The organism is Brevundimonas sp. VNH65, from assembly GCF_049445955.1.
GTDB lineage: Bacteria > Pseudomonadota > Alphaproteobacteria > Caulobacterales > Caulobacteraceae > Brevundimonas.
The window spans coordinates 18,607-36,855 of record NZ_JBMSDX010000007.1; the positions used below are offsets into that span (position 1 = coordinate 18,607).

The following is an 18,249-nucleotide window of genomic DNA, read 5'->3' on the forward strand; positions in this document are numbered from 1 at the left end:
CGCTCGACCCATGTATGTCTGCGCCCAAGGACGTCGCCTTTCACATCGTCCGCCCAGGACCGAGGACGCATCATGGCCAAGCCGCTTTCGCTTCACCCCGACCGCCTGTTTCCGGCCGATCCCGACACCCGCGCCATCGCGCGCCGGCTTTACGCCGAGGTGAAGGACCTGCCGATCATCAGCCCGCACGGCCACACCGATCCGTCCTGGTTCGCCTTGAACGAGCCCTTCGCCAATCCGGCCGAACTGCTGATCACGCCCGACCACTATGTCTTCCGCATGCTCTATTCCCAGGGCATGGCGATGGAGGACCTGGGCGTGCCGCGCGCCGACGGCGGTCCGGTCGAGAGCGATCCGCGCAAGATCTGGCGCCGCTTCGCCGAGAACTATCACCTGTTCCGGGGCACGCCCTCGCGCATCTGGCACGACTGGGTCTATGCCGAGGCCTTCGGCATCGACGTCCAGCTGTCGGCCGAGACCGCCGACCACTACTACGACGTCATCGACAGCGCCCTGAAGACCGACGCCTTCCGGCCCCGCGCCCTGTTCGATCGCTACAACATCGAGGTCCTGACCACGACCGAGAGCCCGCTCGACGAACTGGTCCACCACAAGACGATCGCCGCCTCGGGCTGGAAGGGACGCGTCCTGACCGCCTATCGCCCCGACCCGGTGCTCGACCCGGACTACGAGGGCTTCCGCGACAACCTGAAGATCCTGGCCGATCAGACGGGACAGGACACCACGACCTGGGCCGGCTATCTGGAGGCCCTGCGCGTCCGCCGCGCCTTCTTCGCCGAGATGGGCGCCACCTCGACCGACCACGGCCACCCGACCGCCTTCACCGCTGACCTGTCGAAGGCCGAGGCCGAGGCCCTCTTCAACCGTGTCTCGACCGGCCCCGCCTCGGCCGAGGACGCCGAACTGTTCCGCGGCCAGATGCTGACCGAGATGGCCGCCATGTCGGTCGAGGACGGCCTGGTCATGCAGCTGCACCCCGGCTCGTTCCGCAACCACAACGGCTTCGTCTTCGAGCGCTTCGGCCGCGACAAGGGCGCCGACATCCCCACCCGCACCGACTATGTCCGCGCGCTCAAGCCGCTGCTGGACCGGTTCGGCTCCGACCCCCGTCTGACCCTGATCCTCTTCACCCTGGACGAGAGCGTCTATGCGCGCGAACTGGCCCCGCTCGCGGGCCACTATCCGTCGCTGCGCCTGGGCCCTCCCTGGTGGTTCCACGACAGTCCGGAGGGCATGCGTCGCTTCCGCGACAACGTCACCGAGACGGGCGGCTTCTACAACACCGTCGGCTTCAACGACGACACCCGCGCCTTCCTCTCGATCCCCGCCCGGCACGATGTGGCCCGGCGCATGGACTGCGGCTTCCTGGCCCGTCTGGTGGCCGAGCACCGCCTCGACGAGGACGAGGCGCACGAGGTGGCCCGCGCCCTGACCTATGATCTGGTCAAGGCGGCCTACAAGCTGTGACCCGCCTGTCCCAGACCACGCTCGACGGCCTCCCCGCCGAGGTCGAGCGTCCCGGCTATGATCGCCCGGCGGTGAAGACCGGCGTGGTTCACCTGGGCATCGGCGCCTTCCACCGGGCGCACCAGGCGGTGGTGTTCGACGACGCCCTGAGGTCCGGCGATCTGCGCTGGGGCGTGCTGGGCGCCAGCCTCCGCTCGCCCGGCGTGCGCGACCAGTTGAACCCTCAGGACGGCCTCTACACCCTGGTGGTGCGTGACGGTTTCGGCGACGGCCTGCGCGTGATCGGGGCGTCGAAAGGCGTTCTGGTCGGCCCCGAAAGCCCGGCCGCCCTGGTCGCCGCCATGGCCGATGCGGACGTCCACATCGTCACCCTGACCGTGACCGAGAAAGGCTATCGCCTCGACCCGGCGACCGGGGCGCTGCTGACCGGCGATGCCGACGTCGCGGCCGACATCGCCGATCTGTCGGCTCCCAGGACCGCGCCCGGCTTCATCGTCGCGGCCCTGAGGGCGCGGCGCGAGAAGGGGCTGAAGCCCTTCACCGTCATCAGCTGCGACAACCTTCCGCACAACGGCAAGCGTATCCGGGCGGGCGTCATCGCCATGGCGCGCGCCATCGATCCGTCCCTGGCCGACTGGATCGAGGCCGAGGGCGCCTTTCCCCAGACCATGATCGACCGGATCGTTCCGGCCACCACGCCCGAGGACATCGCCGGCCTGGAGTCGCGTCTGGGCGTCCGCGACGAGGGCATGGTCAAGGCCGAACCCTTCACCCAGTGGGTGATCGAGGACGCCTTCGCCGGCGAACGGCCGGCCTTCGCCCGCTTCGGGGTTCAGCTGACCGCCGCCGTCGAACCGTGGGAAGACGCCAAGCTGCGCCTGCTGAACGGCGCCCATTCGGCCACCGCCTATCTCGGCGCCCTGTCGGGCCACGAGCATGTGCATGAGGCCATGGCGACCCCGGCGCTCAAGGCCTTCGTCGCCACCCTCTGGGACGAGGCGCAGACCACCCTCAACCCGCCGCCGGGCCTCGACGTCGCAGCCTATCGCGCCGAGCTGATGGCCCGATTCGAAAACCCGGCCCTGCGTCATCGCACGCGCCAGATCGCCATGGACGGATCGCAGAAACTGCCCCAGCGCCTGCTGGCCAGCGCCGCCGACCGTCTGGCGGCCGGTCAGGACATCACGGCCCTGGCCCTGGGCGTCGCCGCCTGGATGCGCTGGCAGTCGGGCGTGACCGAGTCCGGCGAGGCGTTTGTCGTCGATGACCCTCTGGCCGACCAGACGGCGGCCCTTCTGACCGAAGGGACGACGGACGCGGACCGGGTCCCGGCCCTTCTGACGCTGCGCGCCGTCTTCCCGGAAACGCTGGCGACGGACGATCGCTTTGTGCAGGCAGTCACGGACGCCTATCTCTCGCTCAGCGAGCACGGCGCCGTCGAGGCCGCGCGGCGGGTGGTGGAGCCGCATGGTGGCTGAAACGCGCAAGGCGATCCTTCTCCCCCTGGGGGAGAAGGTGGGCCCGAAGGGCTCGGATGAGGGGGCTGCCGGAGACGGGCAGGCTCTCGGACATCGCATGCGCGGAAACAGCACCCTCATCCGTCCTGCTCCGCAGGCCACCTTCTCCCCCGAGGGGAGAAGGGACCCAAAAGGTTAGACCATGCCCCGCGTCCTGATCCTCAACCCCGCCGACGACATCGCCGTTGCCCTGGACGACATCGCCGTCGGCGACACGCCCCAGGGTCTGGACGTCGCGGCCACCGCCGACATCGCCACCGGCCACAAGATCGCGCGCCATGCGGTGGCCGCAGGCGGTCTTGTGCGCCGCTATGGCCAGGTGATCGGTCGGGCCAGGACGGCCATCGCCGCCGGGAATCACGTCCACGTCCACAATCTGATGATGGACGACGGCCCGCGCGAGGCCGAGATCGGGGTCGACGCCCGGCCTGTGGCGACGCGGTCCGACGCGACCTTCAGGGGCATCGTCCGGCCCGACGGGCGGGTCGGCACCCGCAACTACATCGGCGTCCTGACCAGTGTGAACTGCTCGGCGACCGTGGCGCGGCGCATCGCCGACGCCTTCCCGGATTCCAGCCTGCCCGGGGGCGTGGACGGGGTGGTGGCCTTCACCCATCAGGGCGGCTGCGGCGGCTCTTCCCTGTCGTCGGACGTGACCCTGCTCCAGCGGACCCTGGCCGGATACGCCCGCCACCCGAACTTCCACTCCATCCTGATCGTCGGCCTGGGCTGCGAGGCCAACCAGATCCCGGCCTGGCTGGCCAATGAAGGGCTGGAGGCCGGCCCGACCCTGCGCGCCCTGACCATCCAGGAGGCCGGCGGCACCGCCCGCGCCATCGAGGCCGGAATCGCCGTCGTGCGCGAACTGGTCGAGGCGGCGGCGACGGTGAAGCGCACCGAGGTGTCGGCCTCGCATCTGGTCGTCGGCCTGCAATGCGGCGGCTCGGACGGCTGGTCCGGCGTGACGGCCAATCCGGCGCTCGGCGCGGCGGTGGACCTTCTGGTCGAACAGGGCGGCTCGGCCATGCTGTCGGAGACGCCGGAGATCTGGGGCGCCGAACATCTGCTGCTGCGCCGCGCCGCGGATCAGGGCGTGGCCGACCGCCTGAACGCCCGCCTGGCCTGGTGGCGCGACTACGCCGACCGGCATCAGATGGAGCTGAACAACAACCCCTCCCCGGGCAATCTCAAGGGCGGTCTGACGACCATTCTCGAGAAGTCGCTGGGGGCGGTGGCCAAGTCCGGCTCGACGCCGCTGAACGACGTCATCGGCTATGCCGAGCCGCTCGCCACGCCGGGCCTCACTTTCATGGACAGCCCCGGCTATGATCCGTGTTCGGCCACGGGCCAGATCGCCTCGGGCGCAAATCTGATCGTCTTCACCACCGGACGCGGGTCGGTGTTCGGGGCCAAGCCCGCGCCGACGATCAAGGTGGCCTCCAACGCGAAACTCGCCTCATGGATGGACGAAGACATGGACGTCGACGCCTCTCCGGTCCTGACCGGCGCGCCCATGGCCGACGTCGGCCGCGAGATCTTCGAGCGCATTCTGGCCGTGGCCTCGGGCGAGAAATCGAAATCCGAAGCCCTCGGCATCGGCGACAACGAGTTCGTCCCCTGGGCCGTCGGGGCGTATCTCTGAAACACTCCTTCTCACCTCGGGGGAGAAGGTGGGCGGCGCAGCCGCTCGGATGAGGGGGGCGGTTCAGCGGGCAGCGCGCCTGACAGACGAGATCCGGTCTGGTGACGCATACCCCTCATCCGGCCCTGCGGGCCACCTTCTCCCCCAAGGGGAGAAGGGCTGGTTTACCCCCTACCCCTGCAACGCCTCGATCAGTTCACCCATGTTGCGGATGAAGGCCTGGGTCGAGACCGCCTCGACCGGGAAGTCGGTGTTGTAGGGCGAGGTGTCCCACAGGTCCCCGACGCGCGTCGTCTGGTACTCGCCGCCCGTGATCTCTTTCGGTGACGCGCCGCGATAGGGGTTGGAGGTGGTCGTCATCGGCGTCGGCCAGTAGCCGCGTGCATTCAGGGCCGAAATCAGCTGCGACGCCCGTCCCGGCGTGGCCGGCGCCGCGCGCCGCGCCTCGGTCGACATGTCCCAGACATCCACGTCCTGCAGGGTGAAATACTTCGGCAGATTCAGCGAACCCGGCCGCGCCTTCAGCGGCGAACCCTGGGTCGCCTCCTCGGCCGTCATGGCCGCCAGCCGCTCATAGTCGCGACGCAGCCCCGCCGTGTCGATGCTGCGGAACGACCCGTAGTGGACGATCAGATTGTTCGGGTTGTCGTCGGCGTAATACTGGCCGTTGGCGATGTTGGACCCCTTGCGGTGGATATAGACCGGGGTGTTCGAGCCTTCGAGAATGAAGGTCGGATGCGTCCGGCCCGGCGCCAGCAGATTCTGCGGCGTCCTGACCTGATCCAGCCAGTCCAGGGCCTCGGGCAGGCGCTCGAGATACTTCCGGTCGCCGGTCAGTCGGTAGAAGCCCAGCATCGAGCGGATATTGGTGCCCGTCGCGTGGGTGGCGAACGCCTGGGGTTCGATCGTCCGGGCCCCGGCCGGCTTCAGCGTGTCGGGGAAGTGCTGCAGGCCCCATGCGGGCTGCGGCGCCGGCTGCTGGGTCTTGATGAAGATGTCCATGCCGCGATGGATGGCGTCCAGCACCCGCGCATCGCCCCGGCCGTTCCGCGCCAGGCCGTGATAGGCGTAGATCAGGAACTCCAGGTTCTCGCCCGCCACATCGTCGTTGAAGGTGATGTAGGGGGTGTAGTCGGGCTTGCCGTGCAGGCCGCCGCCCTCGACGAACGGATACCGCTGCGGCCAGCCGCCGTTCGGATACTGGCTGTCCAGGACGAAGGCGATCGCCTTGTTCAGCGGCTCCAGATAGGCGCGGTCGCGCTTCTCCAGATACAGCCGCAACATCAGTTGCGACGCCTCGGCCGTGCCCGCGTCATCGAACGTGGCGTTGCCGTAGTAGTGCTGGAATTCCTCCAGCCGCCAGGCGTTGGCGCCGATCGTCGCGTACCACTGCTTCAGCGATTCCTCGCCCGCCGTGTCGATCACATAGTTCCAGCCCCCGGCCGGATGCTGGCCCCGCACAAGGGCGTCGGCGGCCGACCTGGCGGCCTCGTAATAGAACTCGTCGTTCGTCGCGTGATAGGCGTCAAGGAACAGGTGGCCCATGGTCGCCGTCCCCGGCGGCTGGACCCAGATCATGGTCGGGCTGGCCTCCAGCTCGCCCCAGCGGCGCGAGAAGTCGGGCAGGACGTTCCACACATAACCGCCGCCGACGGCGGCTTCCTCGACCATGAACCGGCTGGCGCGCTTCATCGCCTCCAGCACCGCGGCGCGGTCGGGGGTCGCCTGGGCGGCGCGCGTCAGGGCCGACACCGCAGTCGGAGCCGCCGTGGCGGTCAGGGCGGCTGCGGCGCCGGCGGCCAGCAGGGCGCGGCGGTTCATCGAATGGGTCATGGGACCTCCTCCACTCTCACGTTTCCACGCGCCGTTCGCCGACGTCTGTTTGGGTCAGTCAAGCATTTCTGACACCGGTTTCCTAGACCCGAAGCAGCCAGTCCCGAAACCTTTGCCAGGCGCCCGCGAAGCGTCCAGTCAACGCTTGATGTCGAATCCTTCGGCGCCCATGGCGGCCTCGACCTCTGCGGCCGAGAACAGGTTGAAATCGCCTGGCACCGAATGTTTCAGCCCGGCGGCGGCGAGACCGAAATCAAGCGCCCGCTGGTCGTCCCATCCGCTCCACAGGCCGAACAGCACGCCCGAGGCGAAGGCGTCGCCGCCCCCGACCCGATCGACCACGCCGGTCATGTGAATGGCTTCCGCGCGGGTTTCGACGACGGCGTCGTCGTCGCCGCGCGTCAGCATGACGGCCGACAACGCCTGATCGGCCACGCTCTCCTGCACGCGCAGGGTGCAGGCGATGCGCTGCAGGCGCGGGAAGGCGGCGAAGGCGGCGGCGGCGGCCAGGCGGCGACGCTCGGCCGGATCGGCGCTGTCGAACTTCTTGCCCAGAACGAGCGCGAAATCACGGTCGTCGGCGAAGGCGATCGTGGCTGACGCCAGCATCTTGCCCAGGGTCCCCGGCGGATCGCCGTCCCACTGCTCCCACAGCTTGCCGCGGAAGTTTCCGTCATAGCTGACCTTGACCCCCTTGCGGGCGGCGGCCTCGGTCAGGGCGACCGCCGCGGCCGAGCCGTTGGGGCCGGTGGCCGGGGTCACGCCCGAGGCGTGCAGCCATTCCACCCCGTCCAGCAGGTCGTCCCAGTCGAAGGCGCTGTGCACGTTCTCAACGAAGGCCGAGCCGGCGCGGTCGTACAGCACCTCCGACGGCCGCCGCACGGCCCCCGGCGTCAGGAAATAGAGGCCCATCCTGCCGGGGGTGAAGACGATCGGCGAGGCGTCGACGCCATAGCGCCGCATCTCGTCGCGCGCCCCACGGCCGAGCGCGTTGTCCGGCAGGACGGTCGCCATGCTGACCGGGGCCCCGAACTGGGCCAGCGACACCGCGACGTTCGCCTCGGCCCCGGCCGGGCGCACGGTCAGGCCCGGAGATTGAAGCAGCAGCTCGTTTGCGTTCGGCGAGAAGCGCAGCAACATCTCGCCAAAGCAGAGGATGCGGCCGCCCGGGGCAGGACTGGTCATGTCGTGAAGGCTAGCGCGGGATCAGCGCGCCTGCCAGCCGCCGTCGACGGGCAGGATGGCGCCCTGGACATAGTCCGAGGCCGAACTGGCCAGGAACACCGCCGCGCCGCCCAGGTCCGACGGATCACCCCAGCGCCCGGCCGGGATGCGGCCCAGGATCTCGGCCGAGCGCACCGGGTCCTGACGCAGGTCGTGGGTGTTGGCCGTGGCGAAATAGCCGGGCGCGATGGCGTTGGCGGTGATGCCGTGCTTGGCCCACTCGTTGGCCATCAGCTTGGTCAGACCGGCCACCCCGGACTTGGACGCGGTGTAGGACGGCACCCGGATGCCGCCCTGGAACGACAGCATGGAGGCGATGTTGATGATCTTCCCGCCCTCGCCCTGCTTGATGTAGTGGCGCGCCACGGCCTGGCTCATGAAGAAGACCGTCTTCAGATTGATGTTCATCACCAGGTCCCAGTCGGCTTCCGAGAAGTCGACCGCGTCGGCGCGGCGGATCAGACCGGCGTTGTTGACCAGGATGTCCACGCGGCCCAGGCCGTCCAGCGTCTCCTGCAGCACCCGCTCGACCGGTTCGATCGAGGTCAGGTCCGCCGAGATGGAGATGGCCTTGCGGCCCTTGGCCAGCACCTTGCCGACGGTGTCGTCCGAATCGGACAGGGCGACCGAGGCGATGTCGGCGCCGGCGTCGGCGAGCGCCAGGGCGATGCCCTGACCCAGACCGACGTTGCCGCCGGTGACGAGCGCGACCTTGCCTTCGAGGCTGAACGGATTGGCCATGGTGTGTCTTCCCTGCTGTGTCTGGCTTTAGTTGAGTTGGCGGGTGTCGAGTTTGTGCATGCCGACGCCGACGCCCATCCGGCGCCCGGGCTGCGAACGGACCGGCGGGCTCTGCTGCGGCGCGACCAGGCCGGCCACAGGATAGCGAACGCGCAATTGGCCGTGGGTCGCCCCGGCCGTCATGTGCGGAGGCGTGGCGCACAGCACCCTTGCGTACATCGGATCGGCCACGGCCGAAGCTCCCCGGATGTCTTCTTCGGACGATCGCACGCCCGTTGTCGATCGACTAGGTAACCGGTGTCAGGACCAGAGGCAAGGCTGCCCGCAATCCCGGTCAGCCCGCCCCGATCGCCGACTGGCGCACCACCAGGGCCGGCCGCACCTCGGCCTGCTCCAGCCTGGCCGGATCGACGCCGCGCAACGGGGCCAGCAGCTTCTCGGCCGCCATCCGCCCCATGTCGCGAATCGGCAGCCGCACCGAGGTCAGGTTCGGCCACACCCGCGCCGCCATCGGCAGGTCGTCGAAACCCACCACCGACAGGTCGCGCGGCAGCTCCAGCCCGCGCTCCCTCGCCGCCTGCATGACGCCGATGGCCATGTCGTCGTTCAGGGTGAAGATCGCCGTCGGCGGTTCGGGAAGCGACAGCAGGGCGTGACCCGCCTCCACGCCCGATTCGAACGTATAGGCGCCGCGCACGTCGTACCTGGCGTCCAGCGGAATGCCGCACTCCGACAGGGCGTCGGAGAAGCCCTTGCCCCGCACCTGGGACGATCGGAACAGGTCCGGCCCACGCACCAGGGCGATCTTCCGATGGTCCAGATCGGCCAGGTGCCTCGCCGCCTCGGCCGCCCCCATCCAGTCGTTGGTCACCACCATGGAGGCGGGATCATCCAGCGACACCGAGGCGATGCGGACATAGGGGCAGTCCAGCTCCTTCAACAGGGCGATCACCCGCTCGTCCTCCGACACCGAGGGCGGCATGATCACGCCGTACAGCCTCTGGCGTTCCACAAAGCCCCGGATGTCGGCCAACAGACTGTCGGAATTTCGGTTGCAGGGGTGGACGACCAGTTCCAGCCCGGACCCCTTAAGGGCGTCCAGCACGCCCTGCTGCATGTTGACGACATAGGTCGGCGACGGGTTGTCGTAGATCAGACCGACCAGGAACGACCGGCGAAAGGCCAGCCCCCGCGCCTGCGGGTCGGGCGTGAACCCCAGCTGGTCGATGACGGCCTTGACCCGCTCGCGGGTGTCCTCGCGCACGAACGGCGACTGGTTGATGACGCGCGACACCGTTTTCTTCGAGACCTGGGCCACGCGCGCGACGTCGTTGATCGTGGCGCGCTTGCCCGGCTTGGTCCCGTTCGGATCGTCCTGAGCCAACTCCGGCTTCCCCCTTGTTCTTTGACCTAGCCATAACCGCGTCCGCGCCGATGCGCCATGGGGTGACATGAAAGCGGATTGACACCGGTTTCCGGCATTGACCATTATCCGGCCTCTTTTCGACGAGGCGACCTGTGATCCAAGTTCAACAGCGGGCGAAGCGGCCATGAGTGCGTCAGCCAACGCCGCCGTGCAGGTCGGCCCGGCGGATATCGCCGGGCGTTTCGTCACCGCCCGCCTGCAGGCGACGGCCACCCCGGACTATCCGGGCGCCGTTCCCGAAACCATGGACCAGGCCTACGCCATCCAGGAAGCGGCGATCGCCCTCTATCCTGACCAGATCGTCGGCTGGAAGGTCGGTGGCGTGCCGCCGGCGCTCCAGCCCAAGCTGGGCGTGCATCGCGTCTCCGGTCCGGTCTTCGCCGGCAATGTCTGGACGGCGGCGGACGGCGAGACCGTCGACCTGCCGGTGATCGAGGGCGGGTTCGCCGCGGTCGAGGCCGAGTTCATCGCCCGCATCGCCGAGGGCGTGGATACGACCCGCACCGAATGGACCATCGACGAGGCCCGAGAGGCTGTCGACGCCGTCTTCGTCGGCATCGAACTGGCCGGCAGCTCACTGCCGATCATCAACGACCTCGGCTCGGCCGTGGTCGCCTCGGACTTCGGCAACAACGGCGGCATGATCGTCGGCCCTGAACTGACCGACTGGCGCGACCGCCTGGACGTTGTCGAGGTCGAGACCGTCATCAACGGCGAAAGCGTCGGCGTTGGCGGCTCGCCCAGCCTGGCCGGCGGCGCGCTGGAATCGGTGCGCTTCCTGCTGGAGCACTGCGCCCGGCGCGGACGGCCGCTGGCGGCCGGGACCATGGTCCTGACCGGAGCGGTCACCGGCGTGCATCGCGCCTATGCGGGCGACGTCGCGGTCTGCGCCTTCAAGGGCGCGGCCGAACTGAAATGCAGGCTTGTCACGGCGGAACCGCGCGGCTGATCTTAGGGGGCGTCAACCCGTTCGCCGCTGAGGGGCGGTTCAGAAACGGGAAACGTCGAGGAACGAGTTTCTGGAACGGGTGTAACCATGACTGACGCTTCCAGCGCCGAACCGATCAAGGTGACGGCGCCGCCTCCGGGCAAATATCGCTGGGTGATCGTGTGGCTGCTGTTCGCGGCCATGGTTATCAACTACGTCGATCGTCAGGCGATCGGGGTGCTGAAACCGACCCTGATGGCGGAGTTCGGCTGGACCGAGACCAACTACGCCGACATCATCTTCTGGTTCCAGGCCTCCTACGCCGTCTCCTACCTGCTGTGGGGACGGATCGTCGACAAGATCGGCGCGCGCTGGGGCTTCGGTCTGGCCTTCCTGATCTGGCAACTGGCCTTCCTCTTCCACGCCGGCATTCGCGGCATGGGCGGCGCCATCGCGGCGCGCGTGGCCCTGGGCGTCGGCGAGGGCGGCGGCTTCCCGGCCGGCATCAAGGCCGTCACCGAGTGGTTCCCCAAGAAGGAACGGGCCTTCGCCGTCGGCATCTTCAACGCAGGCACCAATATCGGCGCCATCCTGACGCCGCTGCTGATCCCGCTGATCGCCACCGTCTGGTTCGGCACGCGCGAGAATCCGGCCTGGGAAATGGCCATCATCATCCTCGGCGTCGCCGGCCTGATCTGGGCCCCGATCTGGTTCTGGCTCTACAAGCGTCCGCGCGAACACGCCAAGGTCACCCCGGCCGAACTGGCCTGGATCGAGCAGGACGCGCCCGACCCGGCCGAAAAGGTGGGCTGGCTGAAGCTGCTGACCGTCAAGGAAACCTGGGCCTACGCCATCGGCAAGTTCCTGATCGACCCGATCTGGTGGTTCTTCCTGTTCTGGCTGCCGGGCTTCCTGGGCTCGCAGTATGACCTCGACCTGCTGACCTTCGGCCCGCCGCTGATCGCCATCTATCTGATGTCCGACGTCGGTTCCGTGGGCGGCGGCTGGCTGTCCGGCCAGTTCCTGAAGCGCGGCATGAGCCTGGGCGCGGCGCGCAAGCTGACCATGCTGATCTGCGCCTTGGCCGTGGTCCCGGTCGCCTTCGCCGGCATGGCGTCCAGCGTCTGGCTGGCCGTCATCATCATCGGCGTGGCCACGGCGGCGCACCAGGGCTTCTCGGCCAACCTCTACGCCATGCCGGGCGACGTCTTCCCGCGCTCGGCGGTGGGATCGGTCGTCGGCATCGGCGGCATGATCGGCGGCTTCGGCGGCATGGCCATGGCCAAGTACGCCGGCTACGTCCTCGATCAGATCGGCTCCTATACGCCCATCTTCATCGTGGCGGCCTCGGCCTATCTGCTGGCCCTTCTGGCGGTGCATCTGCTCTCGCCGAAATACGCGCCCGCCAAGGTCTGATGCGGGTTTGAGACCAGAACGGCCGGATGAGCGATCATCCGGCCGTTTTCTTTTGCGGAGGACGACATGGACATCGAACGCAGAACCCTGCTGGGCCTGGCCGCGACCGGCGCCGCCCTGGGGCTGGCCGGCGGAGTCTCGGCCCAGACGATAGCCGACGGCGGCACGGCCGGGCCCGCCGATCCCACCGAGATCATCCGCCTGTGGCCGGACGGCGCTCCCGGCGGCGAAGGCGTCACCGTGGTCGGAACGGTCACCGAACGCTCGACCGATCCCGCCTTCCATGACCGGTTCGCCCGCTACACCACCGACCCGATCCTGACGGTCTTCAGGCCGGAACGGCCGAACGGCACGGCCCTGCTCCTGATTCCCGGCGGCGGCTACGCCTGGGCGGTGCTGGACAAGGAGGGTTATGACGTCGCCCGCGTCTTCGCCGCCACCGGCACGACCTGTTTCGTCCTGCGCTACCGCCTGCCCGACGACGGCTGGGCGGCCCATTCCGACGCGCCGTTGCAGGACGCCCAGCGGGCGATGCGCCTCATCCGTCATCGCGCCGCCGACTTCGGCGTCGATCCGGCCAAGGTCGGACTTCTGGGCGCCTCGGCGGGCGGCCACCTCGGCGGGCTGGCCAGCGCGCGGACGGATGCGACCTATACGGCCGTCGACGCCGCCGACGCCGTCTCGTTCCGCCCGGACTTCAGCCTGCTGATGTATCCTGTCGCCACCATGCGCGATCCGCACGCCCACGCCGGATCGCGCCGGCTTCTGCTCGGCCCCTCGCCCACCGAGGCCCAGCTGGCCGCCTATTCTCTGGAGGAGATGGACTGGAAGGGCGCCGCCCCGGTCTGGCTGGTCCACGCCATGGACGACCGGTCCGTGCCGGTCGAGAACACCCTGCAGCTTCTGGCGCGCCTCAAGGCGGACGAGGTCGGGGCCGAGGCCCATCTGTTCCAGGAAGGATCGCACGGCTTCGGCATCCGTCTGATCCAGGGCCGTCCTGCGGCGGTCTGGCCGGACCTGGCGCGCGCCTGGGCGGCCAGGGCGGGCTTTGCGCTCTAGGCCCCCAGCCTCTATATCGCGCGCCTTCCTGCACAGAGACGCGCCTTGCCCTTCCCGTTCGACATCACCGCCACCGAAGGCCGCGCCAGAACAGGCGCGCTGAAGACCTCGCGCGGCGACATCCGCACTCCGGCCTTCATGCCGGTCGGCACGGCCGCGACGGTCAAGGCCATGACGGTCGATCAGGTCAAACAGACCGGCGCCGACATCCTCCTGGGCAACACCTATCATTTGATGCTCCGTCCCGGCCCGGAACGGATGGAGCGGCTCGGCGGCCTCCACAAATTCATGGGCTGGGACAAGCCGATCCTGACCGACTCGGGCGGCTTCCAGGTCATGTCCCTGGCCGGCATCTCCAGGGTGAAGGAGGAGGCCGTCACCTTCTCCAGCCACATCGACGGCTCCAAACACGTCCTGTCGCCCGAGCGGTCGATCCAGATCCAGGCCGACCGCATCGGCGCCGACATCTCCATGCAGCTCGACCAGTGCGTGGCCTATCCGGCCGAGAAGGACGCGGCGCGAAAGGCCATGGAGTTGTCGATCCGCTGGGGCGCCCGCTCAAAGGCCGCCTTCGGAACCCGCGAAACCCAGGCCCTGTTCGGCATCCAGCAGGGCTCGACCTTCGAAGACCTGCGTCGCCAGTCGTCGGAACAGCTTCAGGAGATCGGCTTCGACGGCTACGCCATCGGCGGCCTGGCCGTCGGCGAGGGCCATCAGGCCATGTGCGATGTCCTCGACTACGCCCCCGACATGCTGCCCGCCGACCGGCCGCGCTATCTCATGGGCGTCGGCAAGCCGATCGACCTGGTCGAGGCCGTGTGGCGCGGCGTGGACATGTTCGACTGCGTCCTGCCCACCCGCGCCGGACGTCACGGCCAGGCCTGGACCTGGGACGGACCGATCAACCTGAAGAACGCCCGCTTCGCCGAAGATCAGGACCCGCTGGATCCAACCCTCGCCGGGCCGTCATCGACCTATTCGAAGGCCTATCTGCACCATCTGGTCCGGGCCGACGAAATCCTCGGCAAGGTCCTGCTCAGCTGGCACAACATCGCCTTCTTCCAGGCCCTGACCGCCGCCATGCGCGCCGCGATCGCCGAAGGCCGGTTCGAGGCCTGGCGCCGCGAATTCCACGCCCGCCACGTCAGCAACTGACGGCGATCAGCGGTCGTCGTCGATCACTACGGTGCGGCAGCGCCGTTCCGCGAAACGCCAGCCTGGCCGTTCGACGTAGCGGCAGACCTCGCGGGTCCTGGGCTGTTCGACGGCGGGCTCCTCCTCCGGCGCCGCCTCGGCTTCGACGGCGGGCTCAGCCGGCGCGGGCGTCGGCGCGGGGCCGGAACCGAAGCCGGACGCGCCGGGGTCAGGGCGACGACGGGGATCAGCGGCGGGGCGGACTGGACTTGCGCAGACTGGGTCTGCAGGGCGGCCACCAGGGCCAGAAGCAGGATCGACATGACGGGCGTCCCTTGGGGAGGAAAAGACCCCTCGAGAATGACTCACCCGTTCGCACTTGCAACAAAATTGCTGCGATTGCTCAGTCGGCGCGCGAAAATGTGATCCGGGCGCTTAAGCGAAATCGGTTCGAATGCGGTCGCGTTCGAGCTCAGATTTCGCTCAGCACCATAGAGTCTACACCCGCTCGCTGATCCTGATCGCCGCCCGGCAGCCCGCCTTGATGACGGCGGTCAGCAACGGATAGGCCACGGCCTCCCGCGCGCCGTGGGCTACGGCGTGGTCGTGGTGCTCCAGCTCCTCGTCGCGGAACCGGGCCAGTTCGGCCGACAGATCCGGGTCGATGTCGGCCGTCTCCTCCACCTGTTCGGAATAGTGGTCGCCGATGACGCTCTCAACCGCCTCGGTGCAGGCGTGGGCCGCCTTTTCCCCCATCAGGGCCGTGCCGGCGCCCAGGGCCTGGGCCGCCAGACGCCAGACCGGCAGCATCAGGGTCGGCCGCACCCGTTCGGCGGTCAGCAGGGCGTTGAACCGGTCCAGATGCACCTGCTCCTGGGCCTCCATCTCCGCCATGTCGGCGGCGATGGCCTCACGCCCCTTGCCGGCGGCGAAGACGGCGCGCTGGGCGCGATAGATCTGGACGGCGGCGTATTCGCCCGCATGATCGACCCGCAGCATCTCTCCCCGACGCCGACGGCTGGCGCCGAGGCCCGGGCGCGGCAGAGGCGGCTTCGACGCCGTATGCGCGCGTCCCGCCGGTTCGACGAAGGGATCGTCAGACATTTGCAGCTCCTCTGGGCGCCCGGGCGTCCTTGGGCCGTTTGGCCGCCAGCAGGCTGAACACCGCAAGTCCGGCCGAGACCAGGGCGTTCCATCCCGCCATCGACACGCCCAGGAACGACCAGGCCACGTCGCCACAGGACGGAATGGCCGTCACCGGTCCGTCGCCCAGGGCCAGGGCCTTCAGGCTGGACAGGTCGGCCGCCTCCCCGGTCCCCATGCAGGAGGCCGGCAGGGTCCACCAGCCGTATTCCCCGCCCATGTGGAACACCGCCGTCGCCGCCCCGGTGATGAAGATCACCCCCAGCAGGAAGGACGCCACGCGCGGCGTGCCCCGGCTGGCCCGGCTGACCACGGCCCACAGGGTGGCGACCCCGGCCACGGCCACGGCGCCCCAATAGACCTCGCGCTGCTTCAGGCACAGATTGCACGGCGCCAGTCCGCCGAACCTCTCGAACGCATGGGCGCCGGCCAGCATGGCCAGGGACGCCGCCAGGGCGAAGGCGGTCCACCACCGCGTCAGCAGACGATAGATCTCGATCATGGGGCGGAGTTCTAACCCGCCCCGCGGCGCTCCGCTACAGCAGCTTCAGCGCCACGAACCCCGCCGCCAGAACGGCTAGGCCGATCACCGTCCACAGCGCCAGCCGCTTCTCGATCACCTCCAGCATGGCCGGACCCCAGGTCTTCAGCACGAAGGCCACCAGAAAGAACCGCCCCGCCCGGGTGATCACCGACAACAGGATGAACAGCGGCAGGTTGAAGGCGAAGATGCCGGCCGAAATCGTGATCAGCTTGTAGGGAATGGGCGTCAGCCCCTTGATCAGGATGATCCAGGCGCCGTGTTGCTGGAACAGGGCCTTGGACGTCTCGAAGGCGTCGGACTTGCCCAGCGTCGCCAGCAGCCACATCCCGAACGGCTCCAGAAAGAAGCCGATCGCATAGCCCAGCAGCCCGCCCAGCACCGAGGCGACGGTGCAGACGAACGCGAAATAATAGGCCTTCTCCGGCTTCGACAGCACCATCGGCGCCAGCATCACGTCCGGCGGAATCGGGAAGAACGAGCTTTCGGCGAAGGAGACCGCCGCCAGGGCCTTGGTCGCATACGGCTTGCGGGCCTGCTCAAAGACCCAGTCGTACATCTTGCGCAGCATGCGGATCCCCGACGCGTCCTTCCGGGACGCCGCTCCGTCCTTAGCAAGCGCGGCGCCGAACGGTCCAGCGGCGCAGAGGACGCACCCGCGCGACACGCAGGCCACGGTTGTCCCATCCCGCTCGGACCACTAGGTTCCCCGCCAATCGCGGCGACCGCCGCCTGTTCACCCTAGGGAGCCGCCCGCATGACTGATGCGACTACCCCCCCTCGCTCCGATCTTTCGGCCGCCGCCCAGATCGATCTTGACAACCCTCTCGGCGTCGACGGTTTCGAATTCGTCGAATTCACCGGCCCCGAGCCCGAGGCCATGATCGCCCGGCTGGAGCTGATGGGCTTCACCCGCACCCATGTGAACCCGGCCACGGGCGCGGTGCGCCTGAAACAGGGCGACATCACCATGCTGGTCAACGCCGCCCCCAAGGGCCAGGCCGCCGCCTTCGCCGCCGACCACGGCCCCTCGGCCAACGGCATGGCCTTCCGGGTCGCGAACGCCCAGGCCGCCTATGACGGCGCCCTGGCGCGCGGCGCGGTCAAGGCCGAGGATTCCGAGGCCGCCCTCGGCGCCGACTACCCCTGGGTGCTGCAGGGCATCGGCGGCTCGCTCCTCTATCTGGTCGAGACCTATGGCGACGCCGGCTCCCTCTACGATCAGTGGGACGAGATCGAGGGCTGGGAAGAGGCCGAGCGCAAGAACTCCATGGGCCTGGAGATCCTCGACCATCTCACCCACAACGTCCGTCGCGGCCAGATGCGCACCTGGTCCGGCTTCTACAACTCGATCTTCAACTTCGAGGAACAGAAGTATTTCGACATCAAGGGCAAGGCGACCGGCCTCTTCTCCCAGGCCATGATCGCGCCCGACCGCGCCATCCGCATCCCCCTGAACGAAAGCCAGGACGAGAACTCCCAGATCGAGGAATTTATTCGCCGCTACAAGGGCGAGGGCATCCAGCACATCGCCCTGACGACCGAGAACATCTACGAGACGGTCGAGGCCATGAAGGAACGCGGCGTCGCCTTCCAGGACACCATCGAGACCTATTTCGAACTGATCGACAAACGTCTGCCGAACCACGGCGAGGACGTGGAGCGCATGCGCAAGAACCGCATCCTGATCGACGGTTCGGACGAGGAAGGCCTGCTGCTGCAGATCTTCACCCAGGACACCTTCGGCCCGATCTTCTTCGAGATCATCCAGCGCAAGGGCAATGAAGGCTTCGGCAACGGCAATTTCCAGGCCCTGTTCGATTCCATCGAGCTGGACCAGATCCGTCGCGGCGTCATCAAGGTCGACGCCTGAATGAAGCTTAAGCCGCCGATGTGGCTGCCCTACCTCGACCCCGTCCTCGCGGCGGGCGTCGGGGGCGGAGTCGGCTACTGGCTGGAGATCGGCTTCTGGCCGACCCTGGCCGTCGCCCTGATCTGCGGCTTCACCCCCATCCTCGCCTACCGCCTGTGGAAACGCCTGCACCACCGGCGGTGACGGCCCTGAAATAACCTTGGGCTCCCGTACCTACAGCCACCCCTTTTTCCTTCTCCCGGTTGGGAGAAGGTGGCTCGCGCAGCGAGACGGATGAGGGGACG

Annotated in this window: 17 protein-coding genes; 9 read left to right on the forward strand and 8 right to left on the reverse strand. The window is 68.5% G+C overall.

Going from position 1 to position 18,249, the window contains the following annotated elements:
• The first annotated feature begins 72 nt into the window (after window positions 1-72).
• The 3 genes from uxaC (at window position 73) to ACO2Q1_RS11715 (ending at window position 4,647) form a co-directional block, all read left to right on the forward strand.
• The gene (gene uxaC, locus ACO2Q1_RS11705; protein ID WP_423329644.1) at window positions 73-1,488 is read left to right on the forward strand and encodes a glucuronate isomerase; all 1,416 of its coding nucleotides are present in this window, start codon (window positions 73-75) and stop codon (window positions 1,486-1,488) included.
• A complete protein-coding gene (locus tag ACO2Q1_RS11710; protein WP_423329645.1) occupies window positions 1,485-2,966 on the forward strand; it encodes a mannitol dehydrogenase family protein in 1,482 nt (493 codons plus the stop codon). Before uxaC ends, ACO2Q1_RS11710 begins: the two co-directional genes overlap by 4 nt.
• Window positions 2,967-3,147: 181 nt before the next feature.
• Complete coding sequence (locus ACO2Q1_RS11715; protein ID WP_423329646.1) at window positions 3,148-4,647, forward strand: UxaA family hydrolase; 1,500 nt, start codon at window positions 3,148-3,150, stop codon at window positions 4,645-4,647.
• 171 nt (window positions 4,648-4,818) lie between these two features.
• On the opposite strand, the gene ACO2Q1_RS11720 is transcribed toward ACO2Q1_RS11715, so the two are convergent.
• From ACO2Q1_RS11720 to ACO2Q1_RS11740, 5 genes are all read right to left on the reverse strand, one after another.
• Window positions 4,819-6,480: a pectate lyase gene (locus tag ACO2Q1_RS11720; RefSeq protein WP_423329647.1), complete on the reverse strand. Its 1,662-nt coding sequence runs from the start codon at window positions 6,478-6,480 to the stop codon at window positions 4,819-4,821.
• 138 nt (window positions 6,481-6,618) lie between these two features.
• Entirely contained in the window at window positions 6,619-7,665 is a 1,047-nt protein-coding gene (locus tag ACO2Q1_RS11725; RefSeq protein WP_423329648.1) for a PfkB family carbohydrate kinase, read from the reverse strand.
• 21 nt (window positions 7,666-7,686) lie between these two features.
• On the reverse strand, window positions 7,687-8,445 hold the full coding sequence (gene kduD / locus ACO2Q1_RS11730; RefSeq protein WP_423329649.1) for a 2-dehydro-3-deoxy-D-gluconate 5-dehydrogenase KduD: 759 nt from the start codon (window positions 8,443-8,445) through the stop codon (window positions 7,687-7,689).
• A 27-nt stretch (window positions 8,446-8,472) separates the two neighbouring features.
• Window positions 8,473-8,676, reverse strand: coding sequence for a hypothetical protein (locus tag ACO2Q1_RS11735; protein ID WP_423329650.1), 204 nt, complete (start codon window positions 8,674-8,676; stop codon window positions 8,473-8,475).
• Between the two features lie 103 nt (window positions 8,677-8,779).
• On the reverse strand, window positions 8,780-9,829 hold the full coding sequence (locus ACO2Q1_RS11740; RefSeq protein WP_423329651.1) for a LacI family DNA-binding transcriptional regulator: 1,050 nt from the start codon (window positions 9,827-9,829) through the stop codon (window positions 8,780-8,782).
• Between the two features lie 166 nt (window positions 9,830-9,995).
• Here ACO2Q1_RS11740 and ACO2Q1_RS11745 point away from each other — a divergent pair, with 166 nt between their 5' ends.
• From ACO2Q1_RS11745 to tgt, 4 genes are all read left to right on the forward strand, one after another.
• Window positions 9,996-10,820: a 2-keto-4-pentenoate hydratase gene (locus ACO2Q1_RS11745; RefSeq protein ID WP_423329652.1), complete on the forward strand. Its 825-nt coding sequence runs from the start codon at window positions 9,996-9,998 to the stop codon at window positions 10,818-10,820.
• 87 nt (window positions 10,821-10,907) lie between these two features.
• The gene (locus tag ACO2Q1_RS11750) at window positions 10,908-12,215 is read left to right on the forward strand and encodes an MFS transporter (protein ID WP_423329653.1); all 1,308 of its coding nucleotides are present in this window, start codon (window positions 10,908-10,910) and stop codon (window positions 12,213-12,215) included.
• 66 nt (window positions 12,216-12,281) lie between these two features.
• On the forward strand, window positions 12,282-13,274 hold the full coding sequence (locus ACO2Q1_RS11755; protein WP_423329654.1) for an alpha/beta hydrolase: 993 nt from the start codon (window positions 12,282-12,284) through the stop codon (window positions 13,272-13,274).
• A 45-nt stretch (window positions 13,275-13,319) separates the two neighbouring features.
• A complete protein-coding gene (gene tgt / locus ACO2Q1_RS11760; protein ID WP_423329655.1) occupies window positions 13,320-14,429 on the forward strand; it encodes a tRNA guanosine(34) transglycosylase Tgt in 1,110 nt (369 codons plus the stop codon).
• A gap of 477 nt (window positions 14,430-14,906) precedes the next feature.
• On the opposite strand, the gene ACO2Q1_RS11765 is transcribed toward tgt, so the two are convergent.
• Genes ACO2Q1_RS11765 through ACO2Q1_RS11775 form a run of 3 tightly spaced genes read right to left on the reverse strand, consistent with a single transcriptional unit; the run spans window position 14,907 to window position 16,663 of the window.
• On the reverse strand, window positions 14,907-15,512 hold the full coding sequence (locus tag ACO2Q1_RS11765; protein WP_423329656.1) for a demethoxyubiquinone hydroxylase family protein: 606 nt from the start codon (window positions 15,510-15,512) through the stop codon (window positions 14,907-14,909).
• Window positions 15,505-16,053 carry a disulfide bond formation protein B gene (locus ACO2Q1_RS11770; RefSeq protein WP_423329657.1) on the reverse strand — a complete coding sequence of 183 codons (549 nt, stop codon included), beginning with the start codon at window positions 16,051-16,053 and terminating at the stop codon, window positions 15,505-15,507. Before ACO2Q1_RS11770 ends, ACO2Q1_RS11765 begins: the two co-directional genes overlap by 8 nt.
• Window positions 16,054-16,087: 34 nt before the next feature.
• Window positions 16,088-16,663, reverse strand: coding sequence for a YqaA family protein (locus ACO2Q1_RS11775; RefSeq protein ID WP_423329658.1), 576 nt, complete (start codon window positions 16,661-16,663; stop codon window positions 16,088-16,090).
• 186 nt (window positions 16,664-16,849) lie between these two features.
• Between ACO2Q1_RS11775 and hppD the strand changes: the two genes are divergently transcribed.
• Both hppD and ACO2Q1_RS11785 read left to right on the forward strand, forming a co-directional pair.
• Complete coding sequence (hppD, locus tag ACO2Q1_RS11780; RefSeq protein ID WP_423329659.1) at window positions 16,850-17,965, forward strand: 4-hydroxyphenylpyruvate dioxygenase; 1,116 nt, start codon at window positions 16,850-16,852, stop codon at window positions 17,963-17,965.
• Window positions 17,966-18,148 (forward strand): hypothetical protein, encoded by a 183-nt coding sequence (locus ACO2Q1_RS11785; protein WP_423329660.1) that lies wholly within the window; start codon window positions 17,966-17,968, stop codon window positions 18,146-18,148.
• Window positions 18,149-18,249 lie beyond the last annotated feature (101 nt).